The following is a 25,951-nucleotide window of genomic DNA, read 5'->3' on the forward strand; positions in this document are numbered from 1 at the left end:
CCGACGAGTTCGAGGCCATCTACTACGCTCACCACCATCCCCACGAAGCCCTAGCAATCAACCGCTGAGGTCTCCACCAAAGCCGGGGCGATTCAAAGCAACGGTACGGCACAGCCTCGATTAATGCGCTGGTTGGTACCCGTGTTCATCGTCGCGGGTGTCGCGGTTGCCTTGGTGACGGATGCCTCGTTATGGCCCCGGTTCACGATTTCGAAGCCGAGCTTGGAAGCGTACGCCAGAACGGCGACGGCCGAAACGTCACGCGATTCCACTTGCCAGTGGGTGGGGCTGTATCAGATCTGCGACGCCTTTCCCTACCTCAGGCTGGAGGATTCAAAATACGTCCCCGGCAGTGCCTGTCTCATCGGTGAGGCGTGGGCCATCGACAGCAACACCAACTTCGTCCTCCTGCCCGTGGGGGAGCCTGAGGAGACGGCCGACGACTCCTACCGGCATCTCATGGGGAACTGGTACGGCTGGCATGGGTGGGATCACTGGTGACCCGCCTGAAGCGCCGGCCAGTGACGGCGGAATCGGCACCCTCCACGTAGCCTCCCGGAGGGCGGTGCCCATGGGTCGTCCTTGAGTATGGTCCCGACGTGGAGAACCCTGAGCTGGCGGAACTGGTCTGGCTTTTCGAGGATGAGCCGCAGGGCGCGTACGAGGACGTCCAGTAGCCAGTCGGCATCCACTCCTTTCAACTCACCCGAGGCGCGATATCGGTGCTCTCCTCCATCGATCCCATGGCGGGTGAGGCGTACATCAGCCGGCTGCGGCCTCTCGGCGGCTGTCGGTTGAGTGCCTGCGGTCCGGCTACGAAGGGCTGAAGCTGTGGTCCGGGAGGATCGTAAGGAGCCGGTCGTGCTGCAGACCAAGCCTGCGATCCGGCTGCGACCCCTCGCGGCGAGTGGTAGCCGGGAGCGCCGCTGGACGATCGTGCTGACCGTTTGACGGCGGGCAGGGGCGTGGTCACCCGTGCGAGCGTGCTGTGACGTACGCCATTGCAGTTGGATACAAGAGGCTTTCAAGAATGCTCGTGTTGCATGAGCTCCATGAGAAAGTTCGTTGCTGTCGCACTGATGACTGTCACCACCGTCCTTACGATCGGAATGGCGAGCGCCCCCGCTCAGGCCATGCAGCATGACGGGTACTACCGCTGCTGGATCTCGGACCACGGCTGGATGTGGTGCCAGGACGCGTAGGGATGACCCCTGTGTTCCTGCCCTGACCTTCACCGATGCCCGCCTCTGGAAAAGAGGCGGGCATTGTGCTTTTCGAATGGGCCGTCAATGGCAGGATATTCGCCTGCGGGGGTCGGGCTTTCGGGCTGATGAAGTGCACTACGATCATCGTTTATTATGCGCTTATACCGCTGGGCAGCTTCTGTCTCCCTGGTCATCACGCTCGGTGCGATCGTCGTCAGTTTGGTGGTCGGCACTGCGACGCCGGCCTGGCTGGTCACCATGTGGTCTCCGCCCAGTTCGAGCGTCGGGGCGTCTCCTCTGGTGCCGGTGCTCGGCGGGCTGCTGCTGGTCGGGCTGGTGAACGCGTGGTTGTTCTGGCAGGTTCTGCGGGGGCCTGGGCCGGCGGGTGCGCCGTTGGGGCGGGCGGGTGTGTGGCTGCGGACGCTGCTGTACGCCAACGTCGCTTGGCTGATGATTCCCTCGTTTCTGCCTGACACGGTCGAGGTGATCATCGGGCTGGTGCTCTGGGTGCCGGCGCTCGTGCTGTTGGCGGTGGTGTTCGCCGGGTCGGGGCGGCTGTTTCGGCTGGCTCTGCTTGTGTTCGGGGTGGCGGAGTCGGTGTTGCCGCTGGTGGCCCGGCTGGCGGATGATTCGGTCCTACGGCGGTTCGTGAGCCCGGCCTACGGCGCGACTCTCTTGGTTGCGGGGGTGGCCGGGTTCGTCGTGATGGTGATGCTTCTGCTCGCTCAGAGGCGTGACGGGCGTTGGTCTCGGGCGACGCAGTACATCGGCTGGGGCACGTTCGGGAGTGCGTTCCTCGTCGTGCTGGTGGATTCCCTTACGCGCGGGAGCACGATCGAGTCGATCGCCGAGGCCATGAATGTGCTTTACGTCGTCTGGCTGGCGCGTACCGCACATGAATTGGACCGTGAGGTGGGGCGGGAGACGCCTTTCCGGGTGCCGACGGGGGTATGGGCTGCGGCCATGGTTCCCCTGCTGATGGTCGTCGGGTCCGAGACCGAGCCGCGGCTCACCTATTCCTGGCAGAGCATCGACTTCACGGAGTGCTTGGCGCGGCCGGGGCCGCCGCGAGTTGCGGACCTCCCTGTTCATGAGCGTGAACGGGCCTATCTGTGCAACGTGAGAAAGCCTGATCGGGATGTCTCGGACCAGGAACTGCTCAGCAGGGGCCGAGGGGCGTGCATCAGGTTCGCGGCTGGGGAGCCGGTCAGGGCACGGCCTGCGTTGCTCGCGCTGCTCTGTCCGGACGTCATCGGGCGAAAGCATCCGGAGTTGTTGCTGTCCACCGCTCAGATAAACCAGCAGGAGGCGGAGAAGGACCGGGCCGTACGCGACCAGTTGAAGCGCGAGGCGCGTAAAGAGGACGCCCTGTGCCGAGACCCTTGGCCCGCGCTGCGTACTCGATTCCAGGCGACCGCGTCCTACTACGACTGGGACGGCCAGCCCTACGGCATTTACGACGCGGAAGCGGACACCGGGAGCGATGCGGAGGTGATCTGGGAGGCGGACCCGCCCGGCGCCATGGAGGTCAGCGGGCAGCTGGCGCTGTTCTTCACGCCCAGCCAGGATTGGTCGGTCTGCGTCACGGCGAAGGCATTGCGTTCGGCCCCGCCGCCTCTTCGGCGCAAGGGCTGGGACAAGGTGGTCGAGGCGGAAATCGTCAGCGAATCGGGTCGCCTGGTGATGCAGAGGTTGTCGGCCAGCAACGTGCGATTTCCCAATCTCGCGCGTAATGGGGCGGGCCGCTATCAGTTGCGGTTGTATACGCGGCCGGGGGTGGATCTCATTCTTGTTTATCCGGTTAGGAGGGTGGGGTAGTGCGCGATGTCCTTCGTCGAGATGGAAGGCGGCGCGTACTTGGATCTGGAATGGTCCGCGTTCAGTCCCGTGGTGCCCGGACGACGGCTTGTCTTGAGGGATCATGGGGCTGTGAGAGCGCGAGTGGGAGAGTTTCGTTGGGTCGATCTCGGGGCGGGTGGCGATCCGGCTCACGGCTGCATGCTTCTGGAAATGTATGTCGGTCCTCAGGGAGAGCGAGGGGAGGAACGATTCCAGCTCACCGTCTGCACTCCGTCGGCCTTGGCTGAGCAGCTCAAGGATCATCCGTTTCTGATTGGCCGGCACTGGCTCTTCGTTGGCGAGCTTCATCCCGACAAGGTGACCGAGTGGCTGAGCGATCGGATTGCCGTGCTGGAGGCGCCTACGTGGAGTGAACTGGCCTTGAAGATCGGCCGGATCGGAGAGTGGGAGTTCGAGGATGATGCCGGGTGGTGAGGAGGCGTTACGTGGCGAGGGGGGTGCCTGGCGGCTATCGGATCTGGGACAACAAGGTGCGCCGGTGGTGGGGCGATCTCTATGAGCTGTGCCCTGATGACCTGCTCGACGAGCTGAACGGCGCCCGTGACCCTGACAGGGTGACGGCTCTGCTCAAGCGTTATAGGGCTGTGCGGCGGTAGATCCGGTTGCTGGTGTGGGCCGTGACACCGGGTCTCTCCTTCGATACCGTCGCCGGGTGGAAGACGATGACGCCTTCATCTCCTCGCCGATGGGCGACGGCGCCCTTGATCTCGCGGTGGGCGTCATGGTGGTGCTGCTTCTTCTGCCTACCGCTATTTGGCTGACCGTCGTGTTGCTGCGCAGCCGTAAATAGCGCGTCCAGCTCCTCGATCTGGCTGCGCGCGGGCGCCTGCCGCACGGCGTCAGTTGTCGTGGTGGGCGATGTGGCTGATCTGGAGGTCGGAGAAGATCAGGGTGAGGTCGTGCACGTTGGTCTCGATCCGTACCTCGTGGAAGTCGATGCCGACGGCTTCCGTCCAGTGTCGCGCGGCCGGTGAGTCGGTGATGAGGGTGGCGCCGGGATAGAGCATCTGCCAGTTCACGCCCCAGTAGTGTCCGTCGAGCTCGCCGGGCTCGTCCGTGGTGAGCCGGTCGTCGAGGGAGACTGCCCAGGTGTGGGGCGGCAGGGCGGTCACGCAGGTGGCCTGGACGCAGTGCCGGAACACGTAGCGCAGGTTGACGGTCTCGGCTCGGGGCGTCACCAGCGGCTGGATCACGAGCTGGTAGTCGCGGTTGTGGTGCATGAAGCCGTGGCAGAGCAGGGCGTGATCGAAGGTGTCGTCCAGGGCCTGTCTCAGCTCAGCCATGTTCACGGGTTCAGCGGCTTCGGCAGGTAGGGGGCGAAGTGGTCGGCCACCGTCCGGGCGGTGGTGGCGGCGTCGTGGGAGCCGTCGATTTCCAGTACGCGGATGCCCAGGTCGCGGGCGGTGCGTACGGCGTCCTCGGCGACGAGGCGGTCACGGGCGAGGCGGTTGGCCTGGGCGCGGGCCGGGTCGGTGACGAGGTGCCCGAGTGAGGCGGCTCGGGGGAGCGTCCGGGCCTGGTGCCGGCGGAACTCGGGGGTGGGCACCATGACGATCATCCGGCGCGGTGAGTCGACGATGGGGGCGACGAGTTCCGGGCGCAGGCCCCAGCCTTCGGCGATGATCGGGTGGCCGGAGACGAGGGCGCGCAGGTCGTCCAGGGCCCATGTGAAGCGGACGGGGAAGCCGGCCAGGGTCTCGGCGGCCATCTCCTCGGGGGTGGGGTGGACCCACGTCCGGTCCGGGTCGGGGGCGCGGCCGGGGTCGGGGTCGCCGTGGGCGACTCGGCGGGCGATCCGGCGGTCGTTGTGGGCGCGTGCGTCGTGGTAGTCGTAGTGGTAGGCGGTGACGCCGTGGCGCTCGGCCAGGAGGCGGGCCACCGTCGATTTTCCGGCCCACTGGCCGCCGCCGATCCACAGGGCGCGGCGCAGGGTGCCGAAGGGGTCGAGGAGTTCGCCGGCCGCTGGAGAGTGGGGGGTGGTCATCTGAAGGCTCCTCCTGGGGAACGGGCGAACGGGTGTCTCGTACGGAACACCGTAGACATGCGGTCGTATCCCTTCCCCGGAGTCCGCGTTCTGGGACGATTCTGAGCGTGAGCGCACCTGGAGAGGCCGGGATGGAGCGGGCTGTCGTGCGCGTCGCCAACGGCCGGAGCAGGGGCGCGGGCGTGCTGGTCGCATCCGACCTCGTGGTGACGTGCGCGCATCTGTTCGGGGGCTGGGACGAGGGGCCGCCGACGGCGGTGGAGGTGGACTTCCCGTTCCTGGGGAGCGGGCCGGTGGGCGCGGAGGTCGTGTTCTGGTCGTCGACCCAGGAGGGGGATCTCGCGGTCCTGCGGCTGGACGCGGCCGCCGCGGTGCCGGGGGCCAGGCCGGTGCCTCTCGCGTCGGGGGTGCTGCCGGACCAGCAGGTGGCGGTGTACGGGTTCCCCAGCGATCACGAGGCAGGCGTCTGGACGTTCGGGCAGGTCGTGGGGCCGCTGCCGAGCGGGTTCGTGCAGGTGCAGGCGTCCACCGGTTCGGGGTTCACGGCGGGATATTCCGGGGCGCCGGTCTGGAGCCACGAACGCCAGGCGGTGCTCGGCATCATGGTCGCGTCGGATGCCAAGCGCCAGATCGGCCTGATGCGCTCGGTCGACTCGCTCAGGAGCATGCTGCCGCCGGAGCTCGATCTGCTCATCAGCGCCCAGGAAGCCCCACCGGCCGGCGGCTCGCGGGGGGAGCCCGAGGACGAGGGCGTCCGGGGGCGGGAGCGTACGGAATGGGTGAACGACGCCCCGGCGGACCACGACCTGCTCAAACGGGCCGCCCTGGCCGGGGTGCTCGCCCGGCAGTTACGCCAGGCCAGGACCGACACCCCGGGCTCGTCGTTCCTCGTGCACGTGGACGGGTCCTGGGGCACGGGCAAGAGCACGCTGCTCAAGCTGCTCGCCGCCGATCTGCGGAGCGACTCGCTCGTGGTGTTCTTCGACACCTGGCGGCACGTGCGCATCGAGCCGCCGTGGTGGGCGCTGCTGACCGCGATACGGAAGGCGGTCGTCGCCGCCCGGCCGCGCCGGAGGCGTCCGGCGTTCCTCGTACGGGAGCTGGTCGCGCGGGTGCGGCGCGACGGCGCCCCGCAGGTGGTGTCCGGCCTGCTGCTGGTCGGCGCGGCGCTGCTTCTCGTGTCGCTGTTCGGGTCGGGCGCCGTGGGCGGGATCGAGCCCACGCTCAAGACCGCCACCACGCTGCTGGGCACCCTGGGCGGGCTGTGGACGGCCGGAGTGCTGGTCAGCAGGTACGCGATGTGGGCGTCGGCGCGACGCGCCCGTTCCTTCGAGGAGTCGCACCACGATCCCATGAACGACGTCGCCGAGCACCTCTCCTGGCTGGTCCGGCACGCCGGGCGGCCGATCGTCGTGCTCATCGAGGACCTCGACCGGTGCAACGCGGACTACGTGGTCAACTTCCTCGACTCCGTGCAGACGCTGCTGCGGGACGTGCCGGAACGCTGGAAGCACTCCAAGCACCACGCGCCCAGCTTCGTCGTCGCGATGGACGGCGCCTGGCTGCGCTGCGCCTACGAGAACGCGTACGAGACGTTCAAGCCCGCCGTGTCGGCGCCCGGGCGTCCGCTCGGCTACCTGTTCCTGGACAAGCTGTTCCAGCTCAGCGTCCCGATGCCGAGGCTGGGCGCGACCAGCCGCGACCAGTACTTCGGCCGGCTGCTCGGCACCGCCGCGGTGCCGTCGCCGGCCGGGGCCGCGCGGGTCAGGGCGGAGCTCGACCGGAGCGGCGACGAGACCCAGGTGCTGAAGGTGCTGGAGAAGGCCGACCCGGAGGTGCGGCAGGCGGTGGCGTCGCAGGCGGTCGAGCGCATCCTCGACGCCGACGTCCAGGACCTGGCGCATCACGCCCTGTCCAGGTTCGCCCGGTTGTTCCACAGCAATCCGAGGGCGATGAAGCGGTTCGTCAACACCTACACCGTGCTGCGGGCCGTACGCGTGCTGGAAGGCAGCGTGGTGCCGACGGACACCCTGGCCCTGTGGACCCTGCTCCGCATCCGCTGGCCGGAGCTGGCCGATCACCTCGAAGCGCACCCCGACGACATCACGCGGCTCATGGACCGGTCGGGCGGCGACGACCTCCCGGAGGCGCTGCGGGAGCTGGCCGCCTCGGCCGACCTGCACGACGTGCTGCACGCCGTGCCCGGCGCCGAGCTGACTCCCGAGCAGATCCGCGCATGTTCCGGAGCCGGCGACTGACCGCTGCGGGGCCGGGCGTTGTACGGTGCGGTGGAGGAGGGCGACGCTCCATGGCTGACGAGCAGATCACGACCATCGGCAGATGCCATATGTGCAAGCGCACCTTCGGCTACACGCCCGCGACCGTCATGACGGTCATGATGGACCCCGACACCAACCTTCCGCTGGGCATGACGATCTCCGGCGCCCTGCGCGAGCCGTCGCCGGAGGCCGCGGCCCGGGCGGTGGCGCGCCACGTCTGCCCCGCCTGCGTCGACAAGGTCAAGCAGCTCAAGACCTTCATGGACGCCCAATCCACCCCACCGTGGGGCGACTCCTGACGGCAGACCCGAGGAGACGGCTGGAGAGCTATGGGTGGCGGGTTGAGGGTTAGCTGATGGTGGCGGCGAGGGTTGCGCCGAGGGTCCAGCAGGCTTCGAGGTCGGCCTTGGCCGGGGCGCCGACGACGGTGACCGGGTGGTGGGCGCGTTCCCAGCCGAGCCCGGTGGCGATCGACTCCACCGCGCGGACCGCGCCCGTCGGGTCGTTGTTGCCATGCACGTACAGGCCGTACGGCAGGCGGCGGGTCTCCTCCAGACACGGGTAGTAGACGGTGTCGAAGAAGTGCTTGAGCGCTCCGCTCATGTAGCCGATGTTGACCGGGGTGCCGAGCAGGATCCCGTCGGCCTGGAGCACGTCGACGGCGGTGGCGTGCAGGGCGGCGCGGGTGACGACCTCGACGCCGTCGATCTCGTCGGTGGTGGCGCCGCGCCGCACGGCCTCGAAGAGCTCGTGCAGCGCGGGCGAGGCGGTGTGGTGGACGATCAGCAGCCGGCGGGCTTCTTGCGACACGCTGCCGATACTTTCACGCCGCATGCCGTGGTCAGCGGGAGGCCGGGGGGTTCCGGAGGGGAGTGCGGGGTAGCAGGGGGTGCATGGTGACATCGCTCGTGCGGTCAGGGTTCGGCGCCGCGGCGCGCCTGCGACGGGGACGTCCGCTGCATCCGGCCGGGCTCGTCCTCGACGCGCGGCTGCGCGTGCACGGGACGGGCCGGGTGTGGGGGGCGGAGTTCCTCGACCGGCGGATGGATCTGGAGGGGATCGCCCGGTTCTCCCGGTCCACGGGGGTGCCGCCGCCGCTGCCCGACATCCTGGGGATCGCGTTGCGCTGGGAGCAGTCCGACCTGCTGCTGGCCAGCACCGGTCACACCGTGCTCGGGCGGCGCCTGCTCAGGCCGGCCCGGGCGTGGGCGCCCGGCCTCTACAGCTCGCTGTTCTCGTACGAGGTGGGCGGGCGGCGGGTGCTGATCGGCGCGCTGCCGAGAGCGGGACGGCGGCTGCCGGCCAGGTTCGACGCGCTCGCCCGGGCGGTGGCGGACGGGCCGCTGCTGCTGGATCTGCTGGTCGCGGCCCCGGCGGGGCCGTGGGAGGTGTTCGGGCAGGTGGAGGTGGCCGGTCCGGCGCGGACCGACGCCGAGCGGCCGACCCGCTTCGATCCCGTACGCCGTCCCGTGCCGGGGATGCGGCAGGCCGGATGGCTGAGCGAGGTGCGGGAGGCGGCGTACTCCGGCGCGCAGCAGGTGGCCGACCAGCCGCACGAGGAACGCGTCTGACCCCGCGTCCGACCTCCGCCTGGCCGCGCGTCCGGCCCCCCGTCCCACCCCGCCTGGCCTCCCGTGCAACCCGCGCCCGACCCCCGCGTTCGACCCGTCGTCCGGTCCTGCGCCGGGCGCGAGAGGATGAAGGCATGCGATATCTCCGGGCCGCGCTGGCGGTTCTTCTGGTCAGCGGCGGCGTCACGGGCACGGCGTCGGCGGACACCGGTCAGGTCGCGAAGGAGTTGCGCAAGCTGGAGGCGTCGTTCCAAGGACGCATCGGCGCGTACGCGGTCGACACGGGCACCGGCCGGACCGTGGCGTACCGGGCGGACGAGCGGTTCGCGATGCTGTCGACGTTCAAGGCGCCGCTGTGCGCGGCCGTGCTGCAGAAGGCACGCACCCGCCAGCCGGGGCTGATGGGCCAGGTCGTCAAGTGGACGGCCGCCGACATGACGCCGAACTCGCCGGTCACCGAGAAGCATCTCAAGCACGGCCTGACCGTCTCCCGGCTCTGCGCGGCGGCGGTGACGCGCAGCGACGGCACCGCCTCCAACCTGCTGCTCAGGCAGATCGGCGGCCCCGCCGGGCTGACCCGCTACTTCCGCACGCTGCGGGACCCGGTCTCGCGGATGGACCGCACGCACCCCGGGCTGAACGACTGGACGCCCAAGGAGAAGCGCGACACCACGACGCCCGCGGCGATGGCGGGGGACCTGCGCCTGCTCGCGACGGGCAACGCGCTGCACGCCAAGGACCGCGAGCAGCTCATCGCCTGGCTGCTGGCCAGCAAGACCGGCGCCGAGCGCATCCGCGCCGGGCTGCCCCGGAGCTGGAAGGTCGGCGACAAGACCGGGACCAACTCCAGCGGGTTCGGCGGCGGCAACGACATCGCCGTCGTCTGGCCCGGCAAGGGGGCCGCGCCCATCATCATGGCGATCTACACGAACCGTACGCCGGGCCTGCCCACCGACAACCGGACCATCGCGAGGACGGCCACCGCCCTGGCCCGCGCCCTCGGCAAACTCTGACATATCCCGAGGTGCCGGAAACCGGCTGCCGTCCGTACGATGGCGGGGTGCGTCGTTCCATGTGGGACGAGCCGCGTCCGGTCGACCCGCCCCGGCGGGTGTGGCGGGACTGGGTGCTCGTGGGGGTGCTCGCGCCGGTCGCGCTGCTCGAAGGCTTGCTGCGGCCGGACCTGCCGTGGCGGGCCGCGTCGATCGTCGTGGCCGTCGGGCTGGTGCCGACGCTGCTGTGGCGGCGGACCCGGCCGCTGCTGATGCTGGTGATCGCGTTCGGCGTCACCGGGCTGGCGCCGCTGGTGGCCGGCGGCGACACGTCCACGTACACGATGGCCTATCTGCTGTTCCTGCCCTACGCGCTGGTGCGGTGGGGGTCGGGGCGGGAGGCGGTCGCGGGGCTGGTCGTCATGCTGGCGTCGATCGGCTATTCGACGGTGCCGGCGCGGACCCCGCTCGCCGACGCGGTGGGGGCGTTCTCGCTGATGGTGGCGGTGGTGGCGCTCGGCGTGGCGTTCCGCTACCGGGCCGGGGCGCGGGCGCGCGAGCTCGACCGGGTGAAGCTGCTCGAACGTGAGCGGCTGGCCCGCGACCTGCACGACACCGTCGCCCACCACGTCTCGGCCATGGCGATCAGGGCGCAGGCGGGGCTGGCGACCGGCACGCCCGACGCGGCGGCCGAGTCGCTGCGCGTGATCGAGGCGGAGGCGTCGCGCACGCTCAAGGAGATGCGGGCGATGGTCCGCGTCCTGCGCCGGAACGAACCCGGCGACCCCCCGCCCACCGGGCATCTCGCGGATCTCGAACAGCTCGCCGAAGCCCGGGGCGGACCGCGCGTCGAGGTGGAGCTGGCAGGCGACCTCGACGGCCTGGAGCCGGCCACGACCGCCGCGATCTACCGCATCGCCCAGGAATCGGTCACCAACGCCCGGCGTCACGCCCGCGACGCCACCCGGATCGCGATCCGGGTCACCGCCGACGACACGTCCGTCCGGCTGCGGGTCAGCGACGACGGCGAGCCGGGGCCCGCCGCCACCCCCGGGTACGGGCTGCTCGGCATGGCCGAACGCGCCGAGCTGCTCGGCGGCAGCTTCGAGGCCGGGCCCGGCGAAGGCGGCTGGACCGTGTCGGCGGTGCTGCCCCGGGCGGAGGCGGCCACGTGAGCATCCGCGTGCTGGTCGCCGACGACCAGGAGATCACCCGCACCGGGCTCCGGATGATCCTCGACGCCCAGCCCGGCATCGAGGTCGTCGGCGAGGCGGGCGACGGGCGGCGGGCCGTCGAGCTGGCGCGGCGGCTGCGGCCCGACGTGTGCCTGTTCGACATCCGGATGCCCTACCTGGACGGCATCCAGGCGACCCGCGCGCTCGCCGGGCCGGACGTCCCCGACCCGCTCGCCGTCGTCGTCATCACCACGTTCGACCTGGACGAGTACGTGCACGCCGCGCTGCGGGCCGGCGCGCGTGGCTTCCTGCTCAAGGACGCCGGGACCGAGCTGCTCACGCAGGCGGTCCGGGCCGCGGCGGGCGGCGACGCGCTCATCGCGCCGAGCGTCACCGTGCGGCTGCTGGCCGCCTTCGCCGGAGCCGCGCCGCCCGCGCCGCCCGTCGAGCCGCTGACCGACCGCGAGGAGCAGATCCTCGCGGCCGTGGCGCGCGGGCGCACCAACAGCGAGATCGCCGACGAGCTGCGCATCACGCTCAGCACGGTGAAGAGCCACGTCGCGAACCTGATGACCAAGCTCGGCGTCCGCAACCGCGTCGAGATCGCCATGTGGGCGTACGAGACGAACCGGGCGGGGAACCGGCCGATGGGCTGACGAGGCGCTGGTCCTTTCGGCCGTTACCCCCCTCAGGGGGCCGCGCCCACACTGTGGGACATGAAGGCATACGTCTTACGTTCGTACGGATCGCCCGACGTCCTGCAGCTCACCGAGCTGCCCACCCCGGTGCCGGGGCACGGAGAGGTGCTGGTCCGCGTGCGCGCCACGTCCGTCCAGCCCTACGACTGGCACCTCATGCGCGGGGAGCCGCGCGTGTCCCGGCTGATGCCCGGCCCGCTGGGGCTGCGCGGGCCGAAGATCACCGTGCTCGGCGCCGACGTCGCCGGGCAGGTCGAGGCCATCGGCCCCGGCGTCACCGGCTTCCGGCCCGGCGACGACGTGTTCGCCATGCCCCAGCAGGGCGGCTTCGGCGAGTACGTGTGCGTACCGGAGAAGGATCTCGCGCCGATGCCCGCGGGCCTGTCGTACGAGGAGGCGGCGGCGCTGCCGCTGGCCGCCGGGACCGCGCTGCTCGCGGTGCGCGACGTGGGCCGGGTGCGGCCGGGGCAGCGGGTGCTGGTCAACGGCGCGTCGGGCGGCGTCGGCACGTTCGCGGTGCAGCTCGCCAAGGCGTACGGGGCGCACGTCACCGGCGTGTGCGGCGAGCGGAACCTGGACCTGGTCCGGTCGCTCGGCGCCGACGAGGTCCTCGACCGGGCCAAGCAGGACTTCACCGGCCACGAGGGACGCTACGACGTGCTGGTGGACAACGCGGGCGGCCGTACGGGCGCCGAGTGCCGCAGGGCGCTCACCCGCAAGGGCGTCCACGTGCTCGTCGGCGGGCCGGGCGGGCGGTGGCTGCAGCCGGCCGGGCGCATGTTCGCGCTCCTGGCGGTGGCGCCGTTCGTGTCGCAGCGGGTGGCGCTGGTGGACGTGGTGGGCTGCAAGGAGATGGGCGCGAACCTGCGGACGTTGGCCGCGCTCGTCGAGGGCGGCGAGGTCAGGGTGGTGATCGACCGGCGCTTCCGGTTCGAGGAGATCCCCGAGGCGGTCCGCTACCAGGAGCAGGGGCGCGTCACGGGCAAGGTCGTCGTCAGCGGATTGTCGTAGCCGTAGGACATGCTGGGCCGCATGACTGACGTGCTGCTGTTCCACCACGCGCTCGGGCTGACCCCGGGGGTGCTGGCCTTCGCCGACGAGCTGCGCGGGGCCGGGCACACCGTGCACGTGCCCGACCTTTACGAGGGCCGCGTCTTCGACGACCTGGAGGCGGGGGCCGCGCACGCGCAGGAGATCGGCTTCGGCACGCTCGTCGAGCGCGGGCGGGCCGTCGCCGAAGGGCTGACCCCGGAGCTGGTCTACGCCGGGTTCTCGCTGGGCGTGGTCCCGGCGCAGACGCTGGCGCGCACCAGGGCCGGGGCGAAGGGGGCGCTGCTGCTGGAGGCGTGCCTGCCCGCCGACGACTGGCCCGCCGAGGTGCCGGTCCAGGTCCACGGGATGGACGCCGACCCGTTCTTCGCGGGCGAGGGCGACCTCGACGCCGCCAGGGCGCTCGGCGCGGAGCTGTTCCTCTATCCGGGCGGGCGTCACCTGTTCGCCGACAGCAGCCTGCCCTCCTACGACGCGGGCGCGGCCAAGCTGCTCACCGAGCGGGCGCTGGCGTTCCTGCATCGAAAGATGTAGGCCGATCTCGTCAGCGCGCAGGAAGCCCGCCCACCAGGGAGTCAATAGCGTAGGAGACCTCAGCAGGCATGATCGAAATGAGGCTCCGTCATGGCTCCCGGCCGCAAGAACCTGTTCACCGGCCTCGCCGTCTTCGTCGGCGGGCTGCTGCTGTGGCAGTTCGGGCTCGATGTCGAGATCGTGGTGTTCAATCCGTCGAAGATCGGCGTGGTGATGATGGTGATCGGCGCGCTGGAGGCGCTGTGGGGCCTCTACCGGATGCGCGCCGAGTCCTGAGCCGCCGGTCCTGCACCGCCGTGGTCAGGGCGAAGGCGACCAGCCCGTTGACGTAGGCGACCAGGCCCAGCGCGATCCCCCTGATCTCCAGCACGTCCCACCGGGTGACGACCAGCGCCACCAGGGCGAGGCCCAGCAAGGGTTGCAGCGGCAGCACCGCCACCGCCGTCAGGAGCCGGTTGCGGGCCAGGAAGTCACGCCCGCGCGCGAGGACGATCCAGGCCAGGACGCCGCACACGGCCAGGATCAGGACGAGCGTGGTCACCTCCATCTAGCCGCGCCTCCTCAGGAAGAGGACCGCCGCCACCCCGCCGGCGATCCAGACGAACATGATCGGCCAGAACGGCACCCCGCTCGCCACCCACGGGAACGGCGCCGGCGAGAAGCCGCCCCCGGGATCGGGCTCGTAGCCGTAGTCGGCGGCGAGCGCCACCACGAGCGTGACGACGACGGCGGCCATCTGCGTGACGAACGCCCACGTCACCGGACGGCCGGCGCGGCGGGCGGGCGCGGCCTCCTCGTCCTGGCCCAGGATGCGGCGCAGCAGCTCGCCGGCCGTCGGCCGGTCGGCCGGCGACTTGGCCAGGCAGTCGGCCAGCACGTCCCGTACGTCCTGGGGGACCCCGGTGAGGTCGGGCGGCTGGGTCAGGATGCGGTTGAACACCGCCGGGATGCTGTCCTGGCCGAACGCCGGCCGGCCCGTCGCCGCGAACACCATCGACACGGCCCAGGAGAACACGTCCGACTCCGGCCCCACCGGCTCGCCGCCGAGCTGCTCGGGCGACATGTACGGCGGGGTGCCGACGACGGAGCTGGTCTGGGTCGCCGTCGCCTCCAGCACGCGGGCGATGCCGAAGTCGACCACCCGGGGCCCGTCGGGGCCGAGCAGCACGTTGCCCGGCTTGAAGTCGCGGTGCACGATCCCGGCCTGGTGGATGGCCTGCAGCGCGGCGGCGGTGGCGAGCATGAGGCGGCGCAGCCCGCCCGCGTCGCGGGGGCCGTCGCGGCTGATGAGCTGCTGCAGCGACTCGCCGGGGATGTACTCGCTGACGATGTAGGGCCGGTCGCCGTCGACGTCGGCTTCGAGCACCCGTGCCGTGCCGAACGAGCCGACGCTGCGGGCGGCGTCGAGCTCGCGGACGAACTGGCGGCGGTGCTCGGCGACGAGCCGGGCGTGCAGCACCTTGATCGCCACCGGCCGGCCTGACGGGTCGCGGCCGAGGTAGACGGCGCCCTGGCCGCCCTCGCCGAGCAGGGCCTCCACCTGGTAGGCGCCCACGCGCGCCGGGTCGGACTGGCTCAGGGGCCGGGGGGCGGAGACCATCCAGCTCTTATATCAAGATCCCCCCGGCGTAGGCAGGGCAATCGGGGAAGGGAGGCGTAGGCGGGGCAATCGGGGAAGGGCTGCCCGCGGTGCGGCGGGCGGTGGTCAGCGCTTGCGGCCGAAGGCGAAGTAGGCGAGCGGGCCGGCGAAGTTGACGAAGACCGCCGCGCGCCAGGCCCGCTTGGAGCCCTTGATCTCGGCGGCGGGCCGGCGCTGGAGGTCGATCAGCGCCGCGCCCAGGAGGGCGAGCTGCGCGCCCGTGAGCGCGCCGATCGCCGTCCGCTGCCCTTTGCTCAGCTCACGCCACTGCTTCGCCATGAACGTGATGATAAATCACGCTATCGGATGGCGCAGAGCAGGCGGTTGTTGCCGCGCTGCCACAGCGTGCCGGTCTCGCTGAAGCCGGCCTCGCGCAGCGCCGTGACGTGGTGGGAGAGCAGGTTGGACTCCGAGCCGCGGTGGTCGGCGCCGGCGGTGGTCCGCTCGGCGTTGAGCGCGCTGAGGTCGGGGTCGGCGGCGACCGCGTCCCACCAGGCGCGCCAGTCCTCGGGGTGGTCGCCGGCGAAGACGCGCTCGGTCTGGGTGTCGTGGATGGCGCGTTCGAGGCGGGCCAGGCCGGGGGTGACGTCGTCGGAGTCGAGGTGGTCGCCGTTGAGCAGGAGACCGCCGGGCCGCAGCACGCTCGCGAGCTCGCCGTACATCGCGCGCAGGTCGGGCGGGGAGATCCAGTGCAGGGCGGTGGTGCTCACGGCGGCGTCGGCGGGGCGGTCGAGGCCGAGCGTGGCGGTCCAGCCGGGGGTGCGCAGGTCGGCGGCCACGAACGTCAGGTGCGGGTAGGCGGCGCGGCCGAGGCCCAGCAGCAGCGGGTCGGCGTCCACGGCGATCACCCGGGCCTTGGGCAGTCGCTCGACGAGGCGGGCGGACAGCGAGCCGGGGCCGCAGCCGAGGTCGATCACCAGGGGGTCGGGCCGGTCGAGCGCCTCCACGGCGTCGATCAGGGCGGTGAAGCGCTCCTCGCGGTCGGGAAGGTAGCCCGCCTGCTGGCGGTCCCAGCGCGCGAGCCAGGCGAGTGCGGCATCGTGGGTGAGCACAGTAGGTCTCCTCGTGACTGTCGTTTATGCTTTCAGCAGTCACAGACTAGAGCGCAAAGGTGTAACTGGTCAATTGAACTTCAACAGTCACACGGACGGAGTGGTCCGGGTCGCCGTCGGGCTGGTCAACTGCCTGACCCCGGGCGAGCGGCGTGGCCGGCCCGCGCCGCCGCCCGCCGACACCGTCGCGGCGGCCACCGAGGGGCTGCGCGTCGGCTATCCGGGCCACCGCCCGGCGACCGAGGCCGAGGCGGCCGAGCTGGTCGCCGTCGCGCTGCGGCTGCGGGAGGTCTTCGAGGCCGTGGCGGCGGACGACGTGGACACGGCGGCGCTGCGGGTCAACGCGCTGCTGGAGGAGTCGCGGGCCAGGCCGATGCTGCAGCGGCACGACGGCGAGCCGTGGCACCTGCACTTCCACGGCACCGGCGGCACGATGGCGGGCGACTGGGCGGCGAGCTGCGCCACCGGGCTGGCGCTGGTGCTGGGGAGCGAGTTTCACGACCGGCTCGGGGTGTGCACCGCGCCGCACTGCGATCGGGTCTACGTGGACGTCTCGCGTAACGGAACGCGCCGGTTCTGTTCAACTCCTTGCCAGAACCGGGTCAAGACCGCGGCATTCAGAGCGCGCAGCAAGACTGTCTAGCCCGACACATCCGGAAATATCATCCCGGCCTGGAGTGCCAGCCAGGAAAGAGGACGCGAATAAGGCTCGTGCGCCCTTCTGACGTGCCAGAATGGCGCCACTGTGACCCCCTCCCCACCATTCCCCGTGAACCTGGTCGGCATGTCGAACGGCGACGTGCTGATGCTGCCTGCCGTGTGGCCGGTGCGCCTCACTCCCGAGCAGCGGCGCCAGCTCGTGGAGCGGCTGCTCGACGCCGAGACCGAAGAGCTGGGTGTCGATCCGTGACGGATCCCCCTGCTCCAGCTCCCCGGGGGCGGCCCGGGGAGCTGGAGCCCGCTTTGTGATGTATTGACGTCCCCCACGTCACAAAGGTTCACGCAAGTCTATAAATGGCCATCTCCACTGAGAAATCAGGCGGCACCCGACAAGTCCGCATGCTTGTCGCGTTCTATCTGGGCCTGGAGGATCTCCTGCCGCTCGTCGCTGATCCTGCGCGTCAGGATCATGTACGCCTTCAGCACCTTGGCGTAGGACCGCCGTGCCTCGTCGAGCTGTTCGGCCAGCATGAGCGCCCGGTCGGCATCGCCCTCGCGCCGGGCCTCGGCCAGCATGGCCCCCGCGTCGTCGACGATCTGCTCGGCCCGTTGCCGGGTCCGGCGCAACACTTCGGAGCACTCGAAGAGCTCTCCCAGTCGCGCTGAGGAAACGATGAACTCTGCCGTGTGCACGGCCGACCCGTTGCCCGCCGTCCGCCGGAGATCTGTTTCCATACCCGCCACCTCCACCGTCAAAGGTTGCCTCACTGTAGACGCGCAATCGCGATCCGTGGATCACGCTCGGATTCTGGAGGTACGGGTCTGTGCCCCCGGAGGACTTCTCTTCTCCCGAGGGGGAAAACAGCGCCCCTGAAGCCGATTCGGTGGGGGTTAAATACGGCGCTTAGTCGTCTTACCTGGGTTTATCGAGTGAATGCGGCAATCGTCCGGCTGAGTAAATCCGGGGCACCAAGACTGGCGATCGCCCACGCCGCCGGGGCCGTCGGTCACATACTGATACGAGGCGGATGCGGATGGTGACGCTCCGGGGTGCGGGTTGGTGGTGGCCATGGTGAAGGACGACACGGTGGACGTGAGCATCGTCATCCCCGCCCGCAACTGCCGGCCGTACCTGGACCGGTGCCTCACCTCGGCGCTCGTGCAGCGGGTGGCCGCGGAGATCGTCGTGGTCGACGACGGCTCCACCGACGGCACCGCCGAGCTTCTCGGCCTCTACGCCGAATACCACCGCGACCGCTTCAAGGTGATCCGGCTCGAAGGCTCGGGCGGCGCGGGCCGTCCCCGCAACGTCGGGCTCGACCACGCGGCGGGTCGCTACGTGTTCTTCTGCGACGCCGACGACTACCTCGGCCCCGAGGCGCTGGAGCGCATGGTGGCCGTGGCCGACGCCAACGGCTCCGACATCGTGCTCGGCAAGATCGTCGGGCACGGGCGGCGGGCCCCGGCGTCGATGTTCCACCACAACGCCGACCGCGCCGAGCTGGGCGCCAGCGCCGTCTACAACAGCCTGAGCTGCTTCAAGCTGTTCCGCAGGGAGATGCTGGAGCGCCACCGGATCAGGTTCCGCGAGGGCCTGCTGGTCGGCGAGGACATCTACTTCACCGTGCACGCCTACTGCCATGCGGGCACGATCTCCGTGGTCGCCGACTACGACTGCTACCACCTGGTGGCCAGGGCCGACGGCAGCAGCATCATGCAGCAGCCCGACAGCCGCGACCCGCTGGCCTGGCTGCACATGATCCGCGGGCCGATCGGGCTCATGACCGACCACGTCCCGCCGGGGCCGCTGCGCGACCATCTGCTGCTGCGCCACTTCAGGCTCGACGTGTTCGCGCAGCTCGGCGCGCCCTTCCTGGAGGCGGGGGAGGTGCGGCGCAAGGAGATCGCGCAGGCCGTGGCCGGGCTGTGCGACCAGTGGCTCACGCCGGGCGTCTACCGGGGGCTGACCGGCACCGACCGGCAGCGGCTGGCGGCGCTCGGCGACGTGGACCGGCTGGCGCGGCTGGCCGACCTGGAGGGCGCCACCGTGCGCCGGAAGCTGACCGGGCTGTGCTGGGACGGCGACCGGCTGGCGGTCACGGTGGCGGTCGACCTGGAGGGCATCGGCGTGCCCGACGCGGTGTCGCTGGTGCTGCGCACCCGGGACGACCCCCGGCGCGAGCTGGTGGTGCGCGCCCGGCCGGGTGACCCGGGCGAGAGCGCCGAGCCCGGCCGCCGCTACACCGCCCGGGTCGACGCGCGGGCGCTCGGTTCCGGGATCTGGGACGTGCGGGTGTCGGCCGAGCGCGAGGGCGTGCTGCGCACCGGCAGGCTGGGCGCCGACCGCGACGGCGCCCTGGTGCTCCCGGCGCCCCGGCTGATCGGCCCGGCGGCGGTGCTGCCGTACTTCACGCGCGACAACGGCAACCTCAGCGTCGACGTCGGCGGCTACGTGGTGGGGGTGCCGGGGAGCGTGCGCATCACCAGGACCAGGTGGTCGCTCGGGCGGCGGCTGGTGATCGACGGCGAGATCACGGTCGCCGGCGGTGTGCCGCCGGAGGAGGCCGTGCGGCGGCTGGTGTGGCGCGAGCGCGGCAGCGGGCGCGAGCGCGCCGACGTGGTGGCGGCGCTGCCCGGCGGCGGGTTCGTGGCCCGGCCGGCGGTGGGCAGGCTGCCGCCCGGCACCTGGGACGCCTACCTGGAGCTGGACCTGGGCGGCCCGCCCGCGCGGTTCAGGGTCGAGACCGAGGCCGCGACGGTGGCCGCGCCGCGCCGCTGGCTGGGCGGGATCGCGCTGCTGAGCGTCCGCCCGTACGCGACGTCCGGCAAGGGCCGGTTGAGCGCGGTGGTGCGGCAGCTCAGCGCGCGGGCGGTGATCCGAAGAATCATGCGCTAATGCCACCCATATGCAGGTGCAAGCCGATGACCTAAAGTAGGTACGTTTGCTCACCTGCATCCGGAGGCTGGTCGTGCACGTCCCCGATGGCTTCTTCAACGCAGCAGTGTCCGTATCGGCCGGTTTGGTGGCCGCCGCGGGAGTCGCGGTGTGCCTGCGCGGCGCCCGGCGCGAGCTCGACGACCGCACCGCGCCCATGGCCGGGCTGGTGGCCGCCTTCATCTTCGCCGTCCAGATGCTCAACTTCCCCGTCGCGGCCGGGACCAGCGGCCACCTGCTCGGCGGGGCGCTGGCGGCGATACTCGTCGGACCCTACACAGGCGTGCTGTGCATGGCCGTGGTGCTGATCGTGCAGGGGCTGTTCTTCGCCGACGGCGGGCTCACCGCGCTGGGCGTCAACATCACGCTCATGGGTCTGGTGACCGTGCTCGTCGGCTGGGGCGTCTTCCGGGCGATCACCAGGGTCGCGCCGGGGCGGGGCGGGGTGACCGCCGCCGCGTTCGTCGCCTCGCTGCTGTCGGTGCCGGCTTCCGCGCTGGTGTTCACGGTGCTGTTCTGGATCGGCGGCACCGCGCCGATCGAGCTCGGCACGGTCGCGGCCGCGATGGGCGGCGTGCACGTGCTCATCGGCATCGGCGAGGGCCTGATCACCGCGCTCACCGTCGGCGCCGTCCTCGCGGTCCGGCCCGACCTGGTGTACGGCGCGCGGGGCCTGGCCAGGCCGCTGGAGCTGCGCGGCGCCGACGGCACGACCGTGGTGAGCCAGGAGCCCGACAGCGCCGGGCGGCCGGTGCCCGCCAGGGGCGGCAGGCCGTTCGTGCTCGGCGCGCTCGGCGTCACGCTGGTGCTGGCCGGGCTGGTGTCGTCCTACGCCTCCGCCGATCCCGACGGGCTGGAGTCGGTGGCCGAGGAGAAGGGCTTCCTGGGCCAGGCGGCCGACCACCTGTTCGGCAGCTGGGCGCTGGCCGACTACGGTGAGGTCGGCGGCATCCCCGTGGGCGTCGCGGGAGTCATCGGCGTCGGCATCACCCTGCTCGTCGCCGGGGTCGTGGCCTGGGCCGCGCGCGGGCGCGACCGCACACGGGTCTGAGTCGGGAGGCGGTGGAGCCGGTGGGATCGGGGCACGCGCACCGGCTCTACCTGCCGGGCGGCTCGCCGGTGCACCGGCTGCCCGCGCAGTGCAAGCTGCTCGCCGTCCTGGGCTTCGCGCTGGTGGTGGTGGCCACGCCGCGCGAGCGGTTCTGGGCCTTCGCCGCGTACGCGCTGCTGCTGGCCGGGGTGGCGGCCGTGGCCAGGCTCCCGGTCGCGTACGTGCCGAGGCGCATGGTGGTCGAGCTGCCGTTCGTGCTGTTCGCGTTCCTGATCCCGGTCATCGGGCTGGGGGAGCGGACCGTGGTGCTCGGGATGTCGCTGAGCGCGCCGGGGCTCTGGGCGGCCTGGAACATCCTGGCCAAGGCGACGCTCGGCGTGGTGGCCTCGATCCTGCTGGCGGCGACGACCGAGCCGAGGGCGCTGCTGCTCGGGGCGCAGCGGCTGCGGGTGCCGGGGCTGCTGGTGCAGATCGCCATGTTCATGCTGCGCTACCTGGACGTGATCATGGATGAGATGCGGCGGATGCGGGTCGCCCGTGAGTCACGCGGGTTCGAGGCGCGCAATCTGCGGCAGGCCCCGGTGATCGCGCGGTCGGCGGGGGCGCTGTTCATCCGGTCGTACGAGCGCGGCGAGCGGGTGCATCTGGCGATGCTCAGCCGCGGCTACAGCGGCCAGATGCCGATAATTGACGATATTTCGGCATCTGCCGTGCAGTGGGGGGCCGCGCTCGCCCTCCCCGCCGCGGCCCTGGCAGTTCTGGGGCTCTCCCTATGACGCGACCCACGCTCAACTCCCTCGAAGTCAGCCGCCTCGCCTACGCCTACCCCGACGGCACGCAGGCCCTCTACGGCGTGGACCTGACGATCCGGCGCGGCGAGCGGGTGGCGCTGCTCGGCCCCAACGGCGCCGGCAAGACCACGCTCGTCATGCACCTCAACGGCATCCTGACGGCCGGGCACGGCACGGTGACGGTCGCCGGCACGCCGGTGCGCCGCGACACGCTCAAGGAGATCAGGCAGCGCGTCGGCCTGGTCTTCCAGGACCCCGACGACCAGCTCTTCATGCCCACCGTGCGCGACGACGTGGCGTTCGGCCCGGCCAACTCGGGGCTGCGCGGCGAGGAGCTGGAGGCCGTGGTCAAGAGCGCGCTGGAGCGCGTCGGCATGCTGGAGGCCGCCGACCGGCCGCCGCACCACCTGTCGTTCGGCCAGCGGCGCCGGGTCGCGGTGGCGACCGTGCTGGCGATGGAGCCGGAGATCCTGGTGCTCGACGAGCCGTCGTCCAACCTCGACCCGGCGGCCCGCAGGGAGCTGGCCGAGATCCTGCGCTCGCTGGACGTGACCGTGCTCATGGTCACCCATGACCTGCCGTACGCGTTGGAGCTGTGCGAGCGCTCGCTCATCCTGTCGGACGGGGTGATCGCCGCCGACGGGCCCACCCGCGAGCTGCTGGCCGACGAGGAGCTGCTGTCCAGCCACCGGCTGGAGCTGCCCTACGGGTTCGCCATCCCGGGCTGAGGCGGCACGTGGATGAGCACCAGGCGGTCGCCCGCCCGCAGCTCGGCGGCCTCAGGATCGGTGTAGTTGAGCATCCGGCCGTCGCGCACCACGGCCACCGCGATCTCCTCGCCGCGGGCCGGCGGGCCGCCCACCTCGTCGGCGCGCACCGGCCGCTCGTACAGGTCCAGGCCCTTGCCGTACACGAGCAGGTCCTCGATCAGCGCGCTGACGGCGGGGCTCTGGGTGGCGACGCCGAGCATGCGGCCGGCCGCCTCCGAGGAGGTGATCACCACGTCGGCGCCGCTCTGCCGGACCAGCGGGTCGTTCTCGGCCTCGCGGACGGCGGCCACGATCGTCGCGCCCGGGTTGAGGCTGCGGGCGGTGAGCGTGACCAGCGCGGTCGTGTCGTCGCGCCGGGTGGCGATGATCACCTCGCGCGCCTGCCTGATCCCGGCCAGGTCGAGGATGTGGCTGCGGCTGCCGTCGCCGGTGATCCCGGCGAAGCCGTGGGCCGACGCCTCGGCCACGACGCCCGGATCGGGGTCGACCACGACGATCGACTCCTTGGGGCAGCCGTTCTCCAGCAGCGTGCGGCTCGCGGCGCGGCCCTTGGTGCCGTAGCCGACGATCACCGTGTGGTCGCGCAACCTGCCCCTCCAGCGTTCGATGAGTATGGCCTCGCGGGTGCGCCGGGTGAGCACCTCCAGCGTGGTGCCCACGAGCACGACCAGAAAGGCGATCCGCAGCGGCGTGACGGCGACGATGTTGACCACCCGGGCCGCCGTGCTGACCGGGGTGATGTCACCGTAGCCGGTCGTGGAGATCGACACGGTCACGTAGTAGAGGGCGTCGAGCAGGCTGACGTCGCCGTCGGCGCTGTCGCGGTAGCCGTCGAGATCCACCGCTACCAGCACGAACATGGCGAGCAGCATCGCCAGGGCGATCGCCATCCGGCGCAGCACGGCCCGCAGCGGGCTGAGACGGGCCTCGGGCAGGCGGACACCCCGTGCCGGCTCATCCTCATGCATACCGGTGATCGTAGTTTGTGCGTGCCCGGTATCAGGGCAAGGGGAAGTACAGTGGCTCATCGAGGAGGGGCCAAATGAAGCTGCGGCTTGCGCGACACGCCCTCGGTGACGCCGTGGTGGTGGCCGTTGCGGGGGAGCTCGATCTGTTCACCGCACCGTTCCTCCGTGACGAGGTGCGCGACGCGATCAAGCAGGACAGCGCCCGGCTCGTGCTCGACCTCCAGCAGCTGTCGTTCATGGACTCCAGCGGGCTCTCGGTGCTCATCGAGGCCTGGCGGCTGGCCACCGGCGAGGGCGGCGGGGTGTCGCTGGCGGCCCCTCAGGCGCCCGTGGCGCGCATCCTGCGCACGACCGGGCTCGACCGGCGGATCAAGGTCTATTCGGATGTGGACAGCGCCGTGGGGGGAATTTAACCGCCCCCGAGTAGAACTTCATTCGGTAGCCGGGTTAGGGTCCGTGCTATGGACGTGAACGGATCCGCAGCAATCATCTCCGGCGGTGCGAGCGGCCTCGGCGAGGCCACCGCCCGCGAGCTGGCCCGCGCCGGCGCCACCGTGGTCATCGCCGACCTCAACGAGGAGCGCGGCAAGGCCCTGGCCGACGAGCTCGGCGGGGTCTTCGTCAAGACCGACGTGTCGGACGACGAGCAGGTGCAGGCCGCCGTGGACGCGGCCGTCGCCACCGGCAAGCCGCTGCGCGTGCTGGTCAACAGCGCCGGCATCGGCTGGGCCGAGCGCACCGTCAACCGCAACGGCGAGCCGCACAACCCGGCGACCTACCGCAAGGTCATCGAGGTCAACCTGATCGGCACGTTCAACCTCATGCGCATCGGCGCGGCGGCCATCGCCAAGACCGAGCCGGTCGACGAGGACGGCCAGCGCGGCGTGGTGATCAACACCGCGTCCGTGGCCGCGCTGGAGGGACAGACCGGTCAGCTCGCCTACAGCGCCTCCAAGGGCGGCATCGTCGGCATGACCGTGCCCGCCGCCCGCGACCTGGCCGCCATCGGCGTCCGGGTGAACACGATCTGCCCCGGCATCATCGACACCCCCATCTACGGCTTCTCGGGCAACGCCGAGGAGTTCAAGGCCAAGCTGGTGGCGCCGGTCGTGTTCCCCAAGCGCATGGGCCGTGCCGGCGAGTTCGCCCACCTGGTGCGCTCCCTGGTGGAGAACGACTACATGAACGCCGAGGTCATCCGCTTCGACGGCGGCATCCGCTTCCAGCCCAAGTAGGAGGGCCCGTGTCCGACGAAGTGCTCGTCGAGGAGTCCGGCGGCGTCGCCGTGCTCACCATCAACCGCCCCAAGGCGCGCAACGCCGTCAACGGCGCGGTGGCCCGGGGCATCGCCGAGGCGCTGGACGCGCTCGACGCCCGCCCCGACGTCTCCGCGTACGTGCTGACCGGCGCGGGCGGCACCTTCTGCGCGGGCATGGACCTGAAGGGGTTCCTGACGGGCGACATGCCGGTCGTGGAGGGACGCGGCTTCGGCGGCCTGACCGAGTCGCCGCCGAAGAAGCCGATCGTCGCGGCCGTCGAGGGCTACGCGCTGGCGGGCGGCTTCGAGCTGGCCCTGTCGTGCGACGTGATCGTGGCCTCGTCGGAGTCCACGTTCGGCCTGCCGGAGCCCAAGCGCGGCCTGGTGGCCGGGGCGGGCGGCATCATGCGCCTGCCGAGGCGGATCGCGTACCACGTGGCGATGGAGATGGCGCTGACCGGCGACCACTACCCGGCCTCGCGGCTGTACGAGCTGGGCCTGGTCAACCGGATCACCGAGCCGGGACAGGCGCTGGAAGGCGCGCTGGAGCTGGCTCGCAAGATCGCCGCGAACGCGCCGCTGGCGCTCGCCGCGACCAAGAAGGTGATCATCGAGTCGCAGGACTGGCCGCTCGACGAGATGTTCAAGCGGCAGGGCGCGATCATCAACCCGGTGTTCGGCTCCAAGGACGCGATGGAGGGCGCGGCGGCCTTCGCCGAGAAGCGCGCTCCGCAGTGGAAGGGCGAATAGCCCGCGGACGACCCAGCCCCCTCCCGCCCGGGAGGGGGCTTTTCACGCACTCGGGCCGGTTCGTACGTACGGTAAAAAGGGAGTCGTCCACCTGGGAGAGCGCATGAGCGACTATTCGAGGTCCCCGTTCGAGTCGGCCAAGCGCGGCGCGGGGGCGCTGCTGTCGGGCGCGCTGGCCGCGTTTCTCCTGATGGTGGGCCTGCTCGCGGTCATGTGGGCGGTGGAGATCGTCGACTACTTCATGTTCGGCGCCCTGGACGGCTTCGGCATCGTCGGCTGGGAGCCGGCGGGGCTGTCGGGGATCTTCTTCGCGCCGTTCCTGCACATCGGCTTCGGGCACCTGATCGCCAACTCGCTGCCGCTGCTGGTCCTCGGATTTCTGGCCGCGCTGCGCGGCATCGGCAAGTTTCTGCTGGCCAGCCTGCTGATCATCGTCATCGGCGGCGTGGGCACCTGGTTCACCAGCCCCGACGTGGTCACCGTGGGCGCCAGCGGGCTGGTGTTCGGCTACTTCGGCTACATCCTGGCCCGGGGCCTGTTCGACCGGCTCCTGCTCGACATCGTCATCGCGGTCGGCGTCGGCATCGCCTACTGGTCGATCCTCGCGGGCGTGCTGCCCAACCAGCCGGGGATCTCCTGGCAGGGCCACCTGTTCGGGCTGGTCGGCGGTGTGGTGGCGGCCTGGGTGCTGCGCAGGCAGCAGCCCAGGCCACTCGTCTGACGTCGCGG

At 71.2% G+C, this 25,951-nt stretch carries 32 protein-coding genes; 24 read left to right on the top strand and 8 right to left on the bottom strand.

Translation table 11 applies throughout. The features are described from left to right. Positions 1–141 precede the first annotated feature (141 nt). From ACWDXC_RS42120 to ACWDXC_RS42135, 4 genes are all read left to right on the top strand, one after another. The gene (locus tag ACWDXC_RS42120; RefSeq protein WP_449992191.1) at positions 142–501 is read left to right on the top strand and encodes a hypothetical protein; all 360 of its coding nucleotides are present in this window, start codon (positions 142–144) and stop codon (positions 499–501) included. An 857-nt stretch (positions 502–1,358) separates the two neighbouring features. Beyond that, a complete protein-coding gene (locus tag ACWDXC_RS42125; RefSeq protein WP_449992195.1) occupies positions 1,359–3,023 on the top strand; it encodes a hypothetical protein in 1,665 nt (554 codons plus the stop codon). A gap of 6 nt (positions 3,024–3,029) precedes the next feature. After that, on the top strand, positions 3,030–3,479 hold the full coding sequence (locus ACWDXC_RS42130; RefSeq protein WP_449992198.1) for an Imm8 family immunity protein: 450 nt from the start codon (positions 3,030–3,032) through the stop codon (positions 3,477–3,479). A 238-nt stretch (positions 3,480–3,717) separates the two neighbouring features. Then, entirely contained in the window at positions 3,718–3,855 is a 138-nt protein-coding gene (locus tag ACWDXC_RS42135) for a hypothetical protein (RefSeq protein ID WP_449992200.1), read from the top strand. A gap of 49 nt (positions 3,856–3,904) precedes the next feature. Here the strand turns inward: ACWDXC_RS42135 and ACWDXC_RS42140 are convergent, their stop codons facing one another. Both ACWDXC_RS42140 and ACWDXC_RS42145 read right to left on the bottom strand, forming a co-directional pair. After that, on the bottom strand, positions 3,905–4,348 hold the full coding sequence (locus ACWDXC_RS42140) for a YxiG-like protein (RefSeq protein WP_449992202.1): 444 nt from the start codon (positions 4,346–4,348) through the stop codon (positions 3,905–3,907). Between the two features lie 2 nt (positions 4,349–4,350). Then, positions 4,351–5,049 carry a hypothetical protein gene (locus tag ACWDXC_RS42145; RefSeq protein WP_449992204.1) on the bottom strand — a complete coding sequence of 233 codons (699 nt, stop codon included), beginning with the start codon at positions 5,047–5,049 and terminating at the stop codon, positions 4,351–4,353. 107 nt (positions 5,050–5,156) lie between these two features. Between ACWDXC_RS42145 and ACWDXC_RS42150 the strand changes: the two genes are divergently transcribed. Both ACWDXC_RS42150 and ACWDXC_RS42155 read left to right on the top strand, forming a co-directional pair. Continuing rightward, positions 5,157–7,307, top strand: a complete 2,151-nt coding sequence (locus ACWDXC_RS42150) for a P-loop NTPase fold protein (RefSeq protein ID WP_449992207.1) — start codon at positions 5,157–5,159, stop codon at positions 7,305–7,307. A 50-nt stretch (positions 7,308–7,357) separates the two neighbouring features. Next, positions 7,358–7,627 carry a hypothetical protein gene (locus ACWDXC_RS42155; RefSeq protein ID WP_219508839.1) on the top strand — a complete coding sequence of 90 codons (270 nt, stop codon included), beginning with the start codon at positions 7,358–7,360 and terminating at the stop codon, positions 7,625–7,627. Between the two features lie 49 nt (positions 7,628–7,676). Here ACWDXC_RS42155 and ACWDXC_RS42160 read toward each other — a convergent pair whose 3' ends face one another. Continuing rightward, positions 7,677–8,162: a flavodoxin family protein gene (locus tag ACWDXC_RS42160; RefSeq protein ID WP_449992210.1), complete on the bottom strand. Its 486-nt coding sequence runs from the start codon at positions 8,160–8,162 to the stop codon at positions 7,677–7,679. Between the two features lie 59 nt (positions 8,163–8,221). Between ACWDXC_RS42160 and ACWDXC_RS42165 the strand changes: the two genes are divergently transcribed. The 8 genes from ACWDXC_RS42165 to ACWDXC_RS42200 all read left to right on the top strand — a co-directional run bounded on the left by ACWDXC_RS42165 (position 8,222) and on the right by ACWDXC_RS42200 (position 13,899). After that, entirely contained in the window at positions 8,222–8,899 is a 678-nt protein-coding gene (locus ACWDXC_RS42165) for a hypothetical protein (RefSeq protein WP_364182836.1), read from the top strand. Positions 8,900–9,033: 134 nt separating this feature from the next. Further along, complete coding sequence (gene bla / locus ACWDXC_RS42170) at positions 9,034–9,912, top strand: class A beta-lactamase (protein WP_449992214.1); 879 nt, start codon at positions 9,034–9,036, stop codon at positions 9,910–9,912. Positions 9,913–9,959: 47 nt separating this feature from the next. Continuing rightward, complete coding sequence (locus tag ACWDXC_RS42175) at positions 9,960–11,066, top strand: sensor histidine kinase (protein ID WP_449992217.1); 1,107 nt, start codon at positions 9,960–9,962, stop codon at positions 11,064–11,066. Next, a complete protein-coding gene (locus ACWDXC_RS42180; RefSeq protein ID WP_219508835.1) occupies positions 11,063–11,722 on the top strand; it encodes a response regulator in 660 nt (219 codons plus the stop codon). The genes ACWDXC_RS42175 and ACWDXC_RS42180 overlap by 4 nt, the downstream gene beginning before the upstream one ends. Positions 11,723–11,782: 60 nt before the next feature. Continuing rightward, positions 11,783–12,775 carry an NAD(P)-dependent alcohol dehydrogenase gene (locus ACWDXC_RS42185; protein WP_219508834.1) on the top strand — a complete coding sequence of 331 codons (993 nt, stop codon included), beginning with the start codon at positions 11,783–11,785 and terminating at the stop codon, positions 12,773–12,775. A 21-nt stretch (positions 12,776–12,796) separates the two neighbouring features. Further along, positions 12,797–13,348, top strand: a complete 552-nt coding sequence (locus ACWDXC_RS42190) for a dienelactone hydrolase family protein (protein WP_364182827.1) — start codon at positions 12,797–12,799, stop codon at positions 13,346–13,348. A gap of 90 nt (positions 13,349–13,438) precedes the next feature. Further along, positions 13,439–13,624, top strand: a complete 186-nt coding sequence (locus ACWDXC_RS42195) for a DUF5708 family protein (protein WP_219508832.1) — start codon at positions 13,439–13,441, stop codon at positions 13,622–13,624. A gap of 104 nt (positions 13,625–13,728) precedes the next feature. Continuing rightward, positions 13,729–13,899 (top strand): hypothetical protein, encoded by a 171-nt coding sequence (locus tag ACWDXC_RS42200; RefSeq protein ID WP_449992222.1) that lies wholly within the window; start codon positions 13,729–13,731, stop codon positions 13,897–13,899. On the opposite strand, the gene ACWDXC_RS42205 is transcribed toward ACWDXC_RS42200, so the two are convergent. The 3 genes from ACWDXC_RS42205 to ACWDXC_RS42215 form a co-directional block, all read right to left on the bottom strand. After that, positions 13,896–14,948: a serine/threonine-protein kinase gene (locus ACWDXC_RS42205; protein ID WP_449992225.1), complete on the bottom strand. Its 1,053-nt coding sequence runs from the start codon at positions 14,946–14,948 to the stop codon at positions 13,896–13,898. The genes ACWDXC_RS42200 and ACWDXC_RS42205 overlap by 4 nt on opposite strands. A 105-nt stretch (positions 14,949–15,053) precedes the next feature. After that, positions 15,054–15,266: a PLDc N-terminal domain-containing protein gene (locus tag ACWDXC_RS42210; RefSeq protein WP_357592698.1), complete on the bottom strand. Its 213-nt coding sequence runs from the start codon at positions 15,264–15,266 to the stop codon at positions 15,054–15,056. Positions 15,267–15,286: 20 nt separating this feature from the next. Further along, a complete protein-coding gene (locus ACWDXC_RS42215; RefSeq protein ID WP_357592696.1) occupies positions 15,287–16,039 on the bottom strand; it encodes a class I SAM-dependent methyltransferase in 753 nt (250 codons plus the stop codon). A 73-nt stretch (positions 16,040–16,112) separates the two neighbouring features. Between ACWDXC_RS42215 and ACWDXC_RS42220 the strand changes: the two genes are divergently transcribed. Then, positions 16,113–16,682: a CGNR zinc finger domain-containing protein gene (locus ACWDXC_RS42220; protein ID WP_449992229.1), complete on the top strand. Its 570-nt coding sequence runs from the start codon at positions 16,113–16,115 to the stop codon at positions 16,680–16,682. A gap of 126 nt (positions 16,683–16,808) precedes the next feature. Next, positions 16,809–16,949, top strand: a complete 141-nt coding sequence (locus ACWDXC_RS42225; protein ID WP_219508823.1) for a hypothetical protein — start codon at positions 16,809–16,811, stop codon at positions 16,947–16,949. A gap of 125 nt (positions 16,950–17,074) precedes the next feature. Here ACWDXC_RS42225 and ACWDXC_RS42230 read toward each other — a convergent pair whose 3' ends face one another. After that, entirely contained in the window at positions 17,075–17,434 is a 360-nt protein-coding gene (locus ACWDXC_RS42230; protein WP_449992232.1) for a hypothetical protein, read from the bottom strand. 334 nt (positions 17,435–17,768) lie between these two features. Here ACWDXC_RS42230 and ACWDXC_RS42235 point away from each other — a divergent pair, with 334 nt between their 5' ends. The 4 genes from ACWDXC_RS42235 (at position 17,769) to ACWDXC_RS42250 (ending at position 22,204) form a co-directional block, all read left to right on the top strand. Continuing rightward, positions 17,769–19,595: a glycosyltransferase family 2 protein gene (locus tag ACWDXC_RS42235; RefSeq protein ID WP_449992235.1), complete on the top strand. Its 1,827-nt coding sequence runs from the start codon at positions 17,769–17,771 to the stop codon at positions 19,593–19,595. A gap of 73 nt (positions 19,596–19,668) precedes the next feature. Continuing rightward, positions 19,669–20,685 (top strand): energy-coupling factor ABC transporter permease, encoded by a 1,017-nt coding sequence (locus ACWDXC_RS42240; RefSeq protein WP_449992238.1) that lies wholly within the window; start codon positions 19,669–19,671, stop codon positions 20,683–20,685. A 20-nt stretch (positions 20,686–20,705) separates the two neighbouring features. Next, complete coding sequence (gene cbiQ, locus ACWDXC_RS42245; protein ID WP_449992240.1) at positions 20,706–21,461, top strand: cobalt ECF transporter T component CbiQ; 756 nt, start codon at positions 20,706–20,708, stop codon at positions 21,459–21,461. Further along, positions 21,458–22,204 carry an energy-coupling factor ABC transporter ATP-binding protein gene (locus ACWDXC_RS42250; RefSeq protein WP_449992242.1) on the top strand — a complete coding sequence of 249 codons (747 nt, stop codon included), beginning with the start codon at positions 21,458–21,460 and terminating at the stop codon, positions 22,202–22,204. The genes cbiQ and ACWDXC_RS42250 overlap by 4 nt, the downstream gene beginning before the upstream one ends. Here the strand turns inward: ACWDXC_RS42250 and ACWDXC_RS42255 are convergent. Further along, positions 22,180–23,214: a potassium channel family protein gene (locus ACWDXC_RS42255; protein WP_219508816.1), complete on the bottom strand. Its 1,035-nt coding sequence runs from the start codon at positions 23,212–23,214 to the stop codon at positions 22,180–22,182. The two genes, ACWDXC_RS42250 and ACWDXC_RS42255, sit on opposite strands and share 25 nt — an antisense overlap. Before the next feature lie 74 nt (positions 23,215–23,288). Here ACWDXC_RS42255 and ACWDXC_RS42260 point away from each other — a divergent pair, with 74 nt between their 5' ends. From ACWDXC_RS42260 to ACWDXC_RS42275, 4 genes are all read left to right on the top strand, one after another. Continuing rightward, the gene (locus ACWDXC_RS42260) at positions 23,289–23,627 is read left to right on the top strand and encodes an STAS domain-containing protein (RefSeq protein ID WP_049563214.1); all 339 of its coding nucleotides are present in this window, start codon (positions 23,289–23,291) and stop codon (positions 23,625–23,627) included. A gap of 48 nt (positions 23,628–23,675) precedes the next feature. Next, complete coding sequence (locus ACWDXC_RS42265) at positions 23,676–24,449, top strand: SDR family NAD(P)-dependent oxidoreductase (protein WP_364182799.1); 774 nt, start codon at positions 23,676–23,678, stop codon at positions 24,447–24,449. Between the two features lie 8 nt (positions 24,450–24,457). After that, complete coding sequence (locus ACWDXC_RS42270; RefSeq protein WP_219508813.1) at positions 24,458–25,222, top strand: crotonase/enoyl-CoA hydratase family protein; 765 nt, start codon at positions 24,458–24,460, stop codon at positions 25,220–25,222. 103 nt (positions 25,223–25,325) lie between these two features. After that, positions 25,326–25,943 (top strand): rhomboid family intramembrane serine protease, encoded by a 618-nt coding sequence (locus tag ACWDXC_RS42275; protein ID WP_364182796.1) that lies wholly within the window; start codon positions 25,326–25,328, stop codon positions 25,941–25,943. The last annotated feature ends 8 nt before the right edge of the window (positions 25,944–25,951 follow it).

It is taken from the genome of Nonomuraea sp. NPDC003214 (assembly GCF_053590035.1).

Excerpts from the sequence above, each read along its gene's own strand:
- ACWDXC_RS42195 (WP_219508832.1), top strand. The coding sequence starts at position 13,439 with ATGGCTCCCGGCCGCAAGAACCTGTTCACCGGCCTCGCCGTCTTCGTC.
- ACWDXC_RS42260 (WP_049563214.1), top strand. The coding sequence starts at position 23,289 with ATGAAGCTGCGGCTTGCGCGACACGCCCTCGGTGACGCCGTGGTGGTG.
- bla (WP_449992214.1), top strand. The coding sequence starts at position 9,034 with ATGCGATATCTCCGGGCCGCGCTGGCGGTTCTTCTGGTCAGCGGCGGC.
- ACWDXC_RS42190 (WP_364182827.1), top strand. The coding sequence starts at position 12,797 with ATGACTGACGTGCTGCTGTTCCACCACGCGCTCGGGCTGACCCCGGGG.
- ACWDXC_RS42205 (WP_449992225.1), bottom strand. The coding sequence starts at position 14,948 with ATGGTCTCCGCCCCCCGGCCCCTGAGCCAGTCCGACCCGGCGCGCGTG.
- ACWDXC_RS42255 (WP_219508816.1), bottom strand. The coding sequence starts at position 23,214 with ATGCATGAGGATGAGCCGGCACGGGGTGTCCGCCTGCCCGAGGCCCGT.
- ACWDXC_RS42275 (WP_364182796.1), top strand. The coding sequence starts at position 25,326 with ATGAGCGACTATTCGAGGTCCCCGTTCGAGTCGGCCAAGCGCGGCGCG.
- ACWDXC_RS42145 (WP_449992204.1), bottom strand. The coding sequence starts at position 5,049 with ATGACCACCCCCCACTCTCCAGCGGCCGGCGAACTCCTCGACCCCTTC.
- ACWDXC_RS42130 (WP_449992198.1), top strand. The coding sequence starts at position 3,030 with ATGTCCTTCGTCGAGATGGAAGGCGGCGCGTACTTGGATCTGGAATGG.
- ACWDXC_RS42250 (WP_449992242.1), top strand. The coding sequence starts at position 21,458 with ATGACGCGACCCACGCTCAACTCCCTCGAAGTCAGCCGCCTCGCCTAC.
- ACWDXC_RS42155 (WP_219508839.1), top strand. The coding sequence starts at position 7,358 with ATGGCTGACGAGCAGATCACGACCATCGGCAGATGCCATATGTGCAAG.
- ACWDXC_RS42185 (WP_219508834.1), top strand. The coding sequence starts at position 11,783 with ATGAAGGCATACGTCTTACGTTCGTACGGATCGCCCGACGTCCTGCAG.
- ACWDXC_RS42265 (WP_364182799.1), top strand. The coding sequence starts at position 23,676 with ATGGACGTGAACGGATCCGCAGCAATCATCTCCGGCGGTGCGAGCGGC.
- ACWDXC_RS42230 (WP_449992232.1), bottom strand. The coding sequence starts at position 17,434 with ATGGAAACAGATCTCCGGCGGACGGCGGGCAACGGGTCGGCCGTGCAC.
- ACWDXC_RS42235 (WP_449992235.1), top strand. The coding sequence starts at position 17,769 with ATGGTGAAGGACGACACGGTGGACGTGAGCATCGTCATCCCCGCCCGC.
- ACWDXC_RS42140 (WP_449992202.1), bottom strand. The coding sequence starts at position 4,348 with ATGGCTGAGCTGAGACAGGCCCTGGACGACACCTTCGATCACGCCCTG.
- ACWDXC_RS42210 (WP_357592698.1), bottom strand. The coding sequence starts at position 15,266 with ATGGCGAAGCAGTGGCGTGAGCTGAGCAAAGGGCAGCGGACGGCGATC.
- ACWDXC_RS42165 (WP_364182836.1), top strand. The coding sequence starts at position 8,222 with ATGGTGACATCGCTCGTGCGGTCAGGGTTCGGCGCCGCGGCGCGCCTG.
- ACWDXC_RS42125 (WP_449992195.1), top strand. The coding sequence starts at position 1,359 with ATGCGCTTATACCGCTGGGCAGCTTCTGTCTCCCTGGTCATCACGCTC.
- ACWDXC_RS42160 (WP_449992210.1), bottom strand. The coding sequence starts at position 8,162 with ATGCGGCGTGAAAGTATCGGCAGCGTGTCGCAAGAAGCCCGCCGGCTG.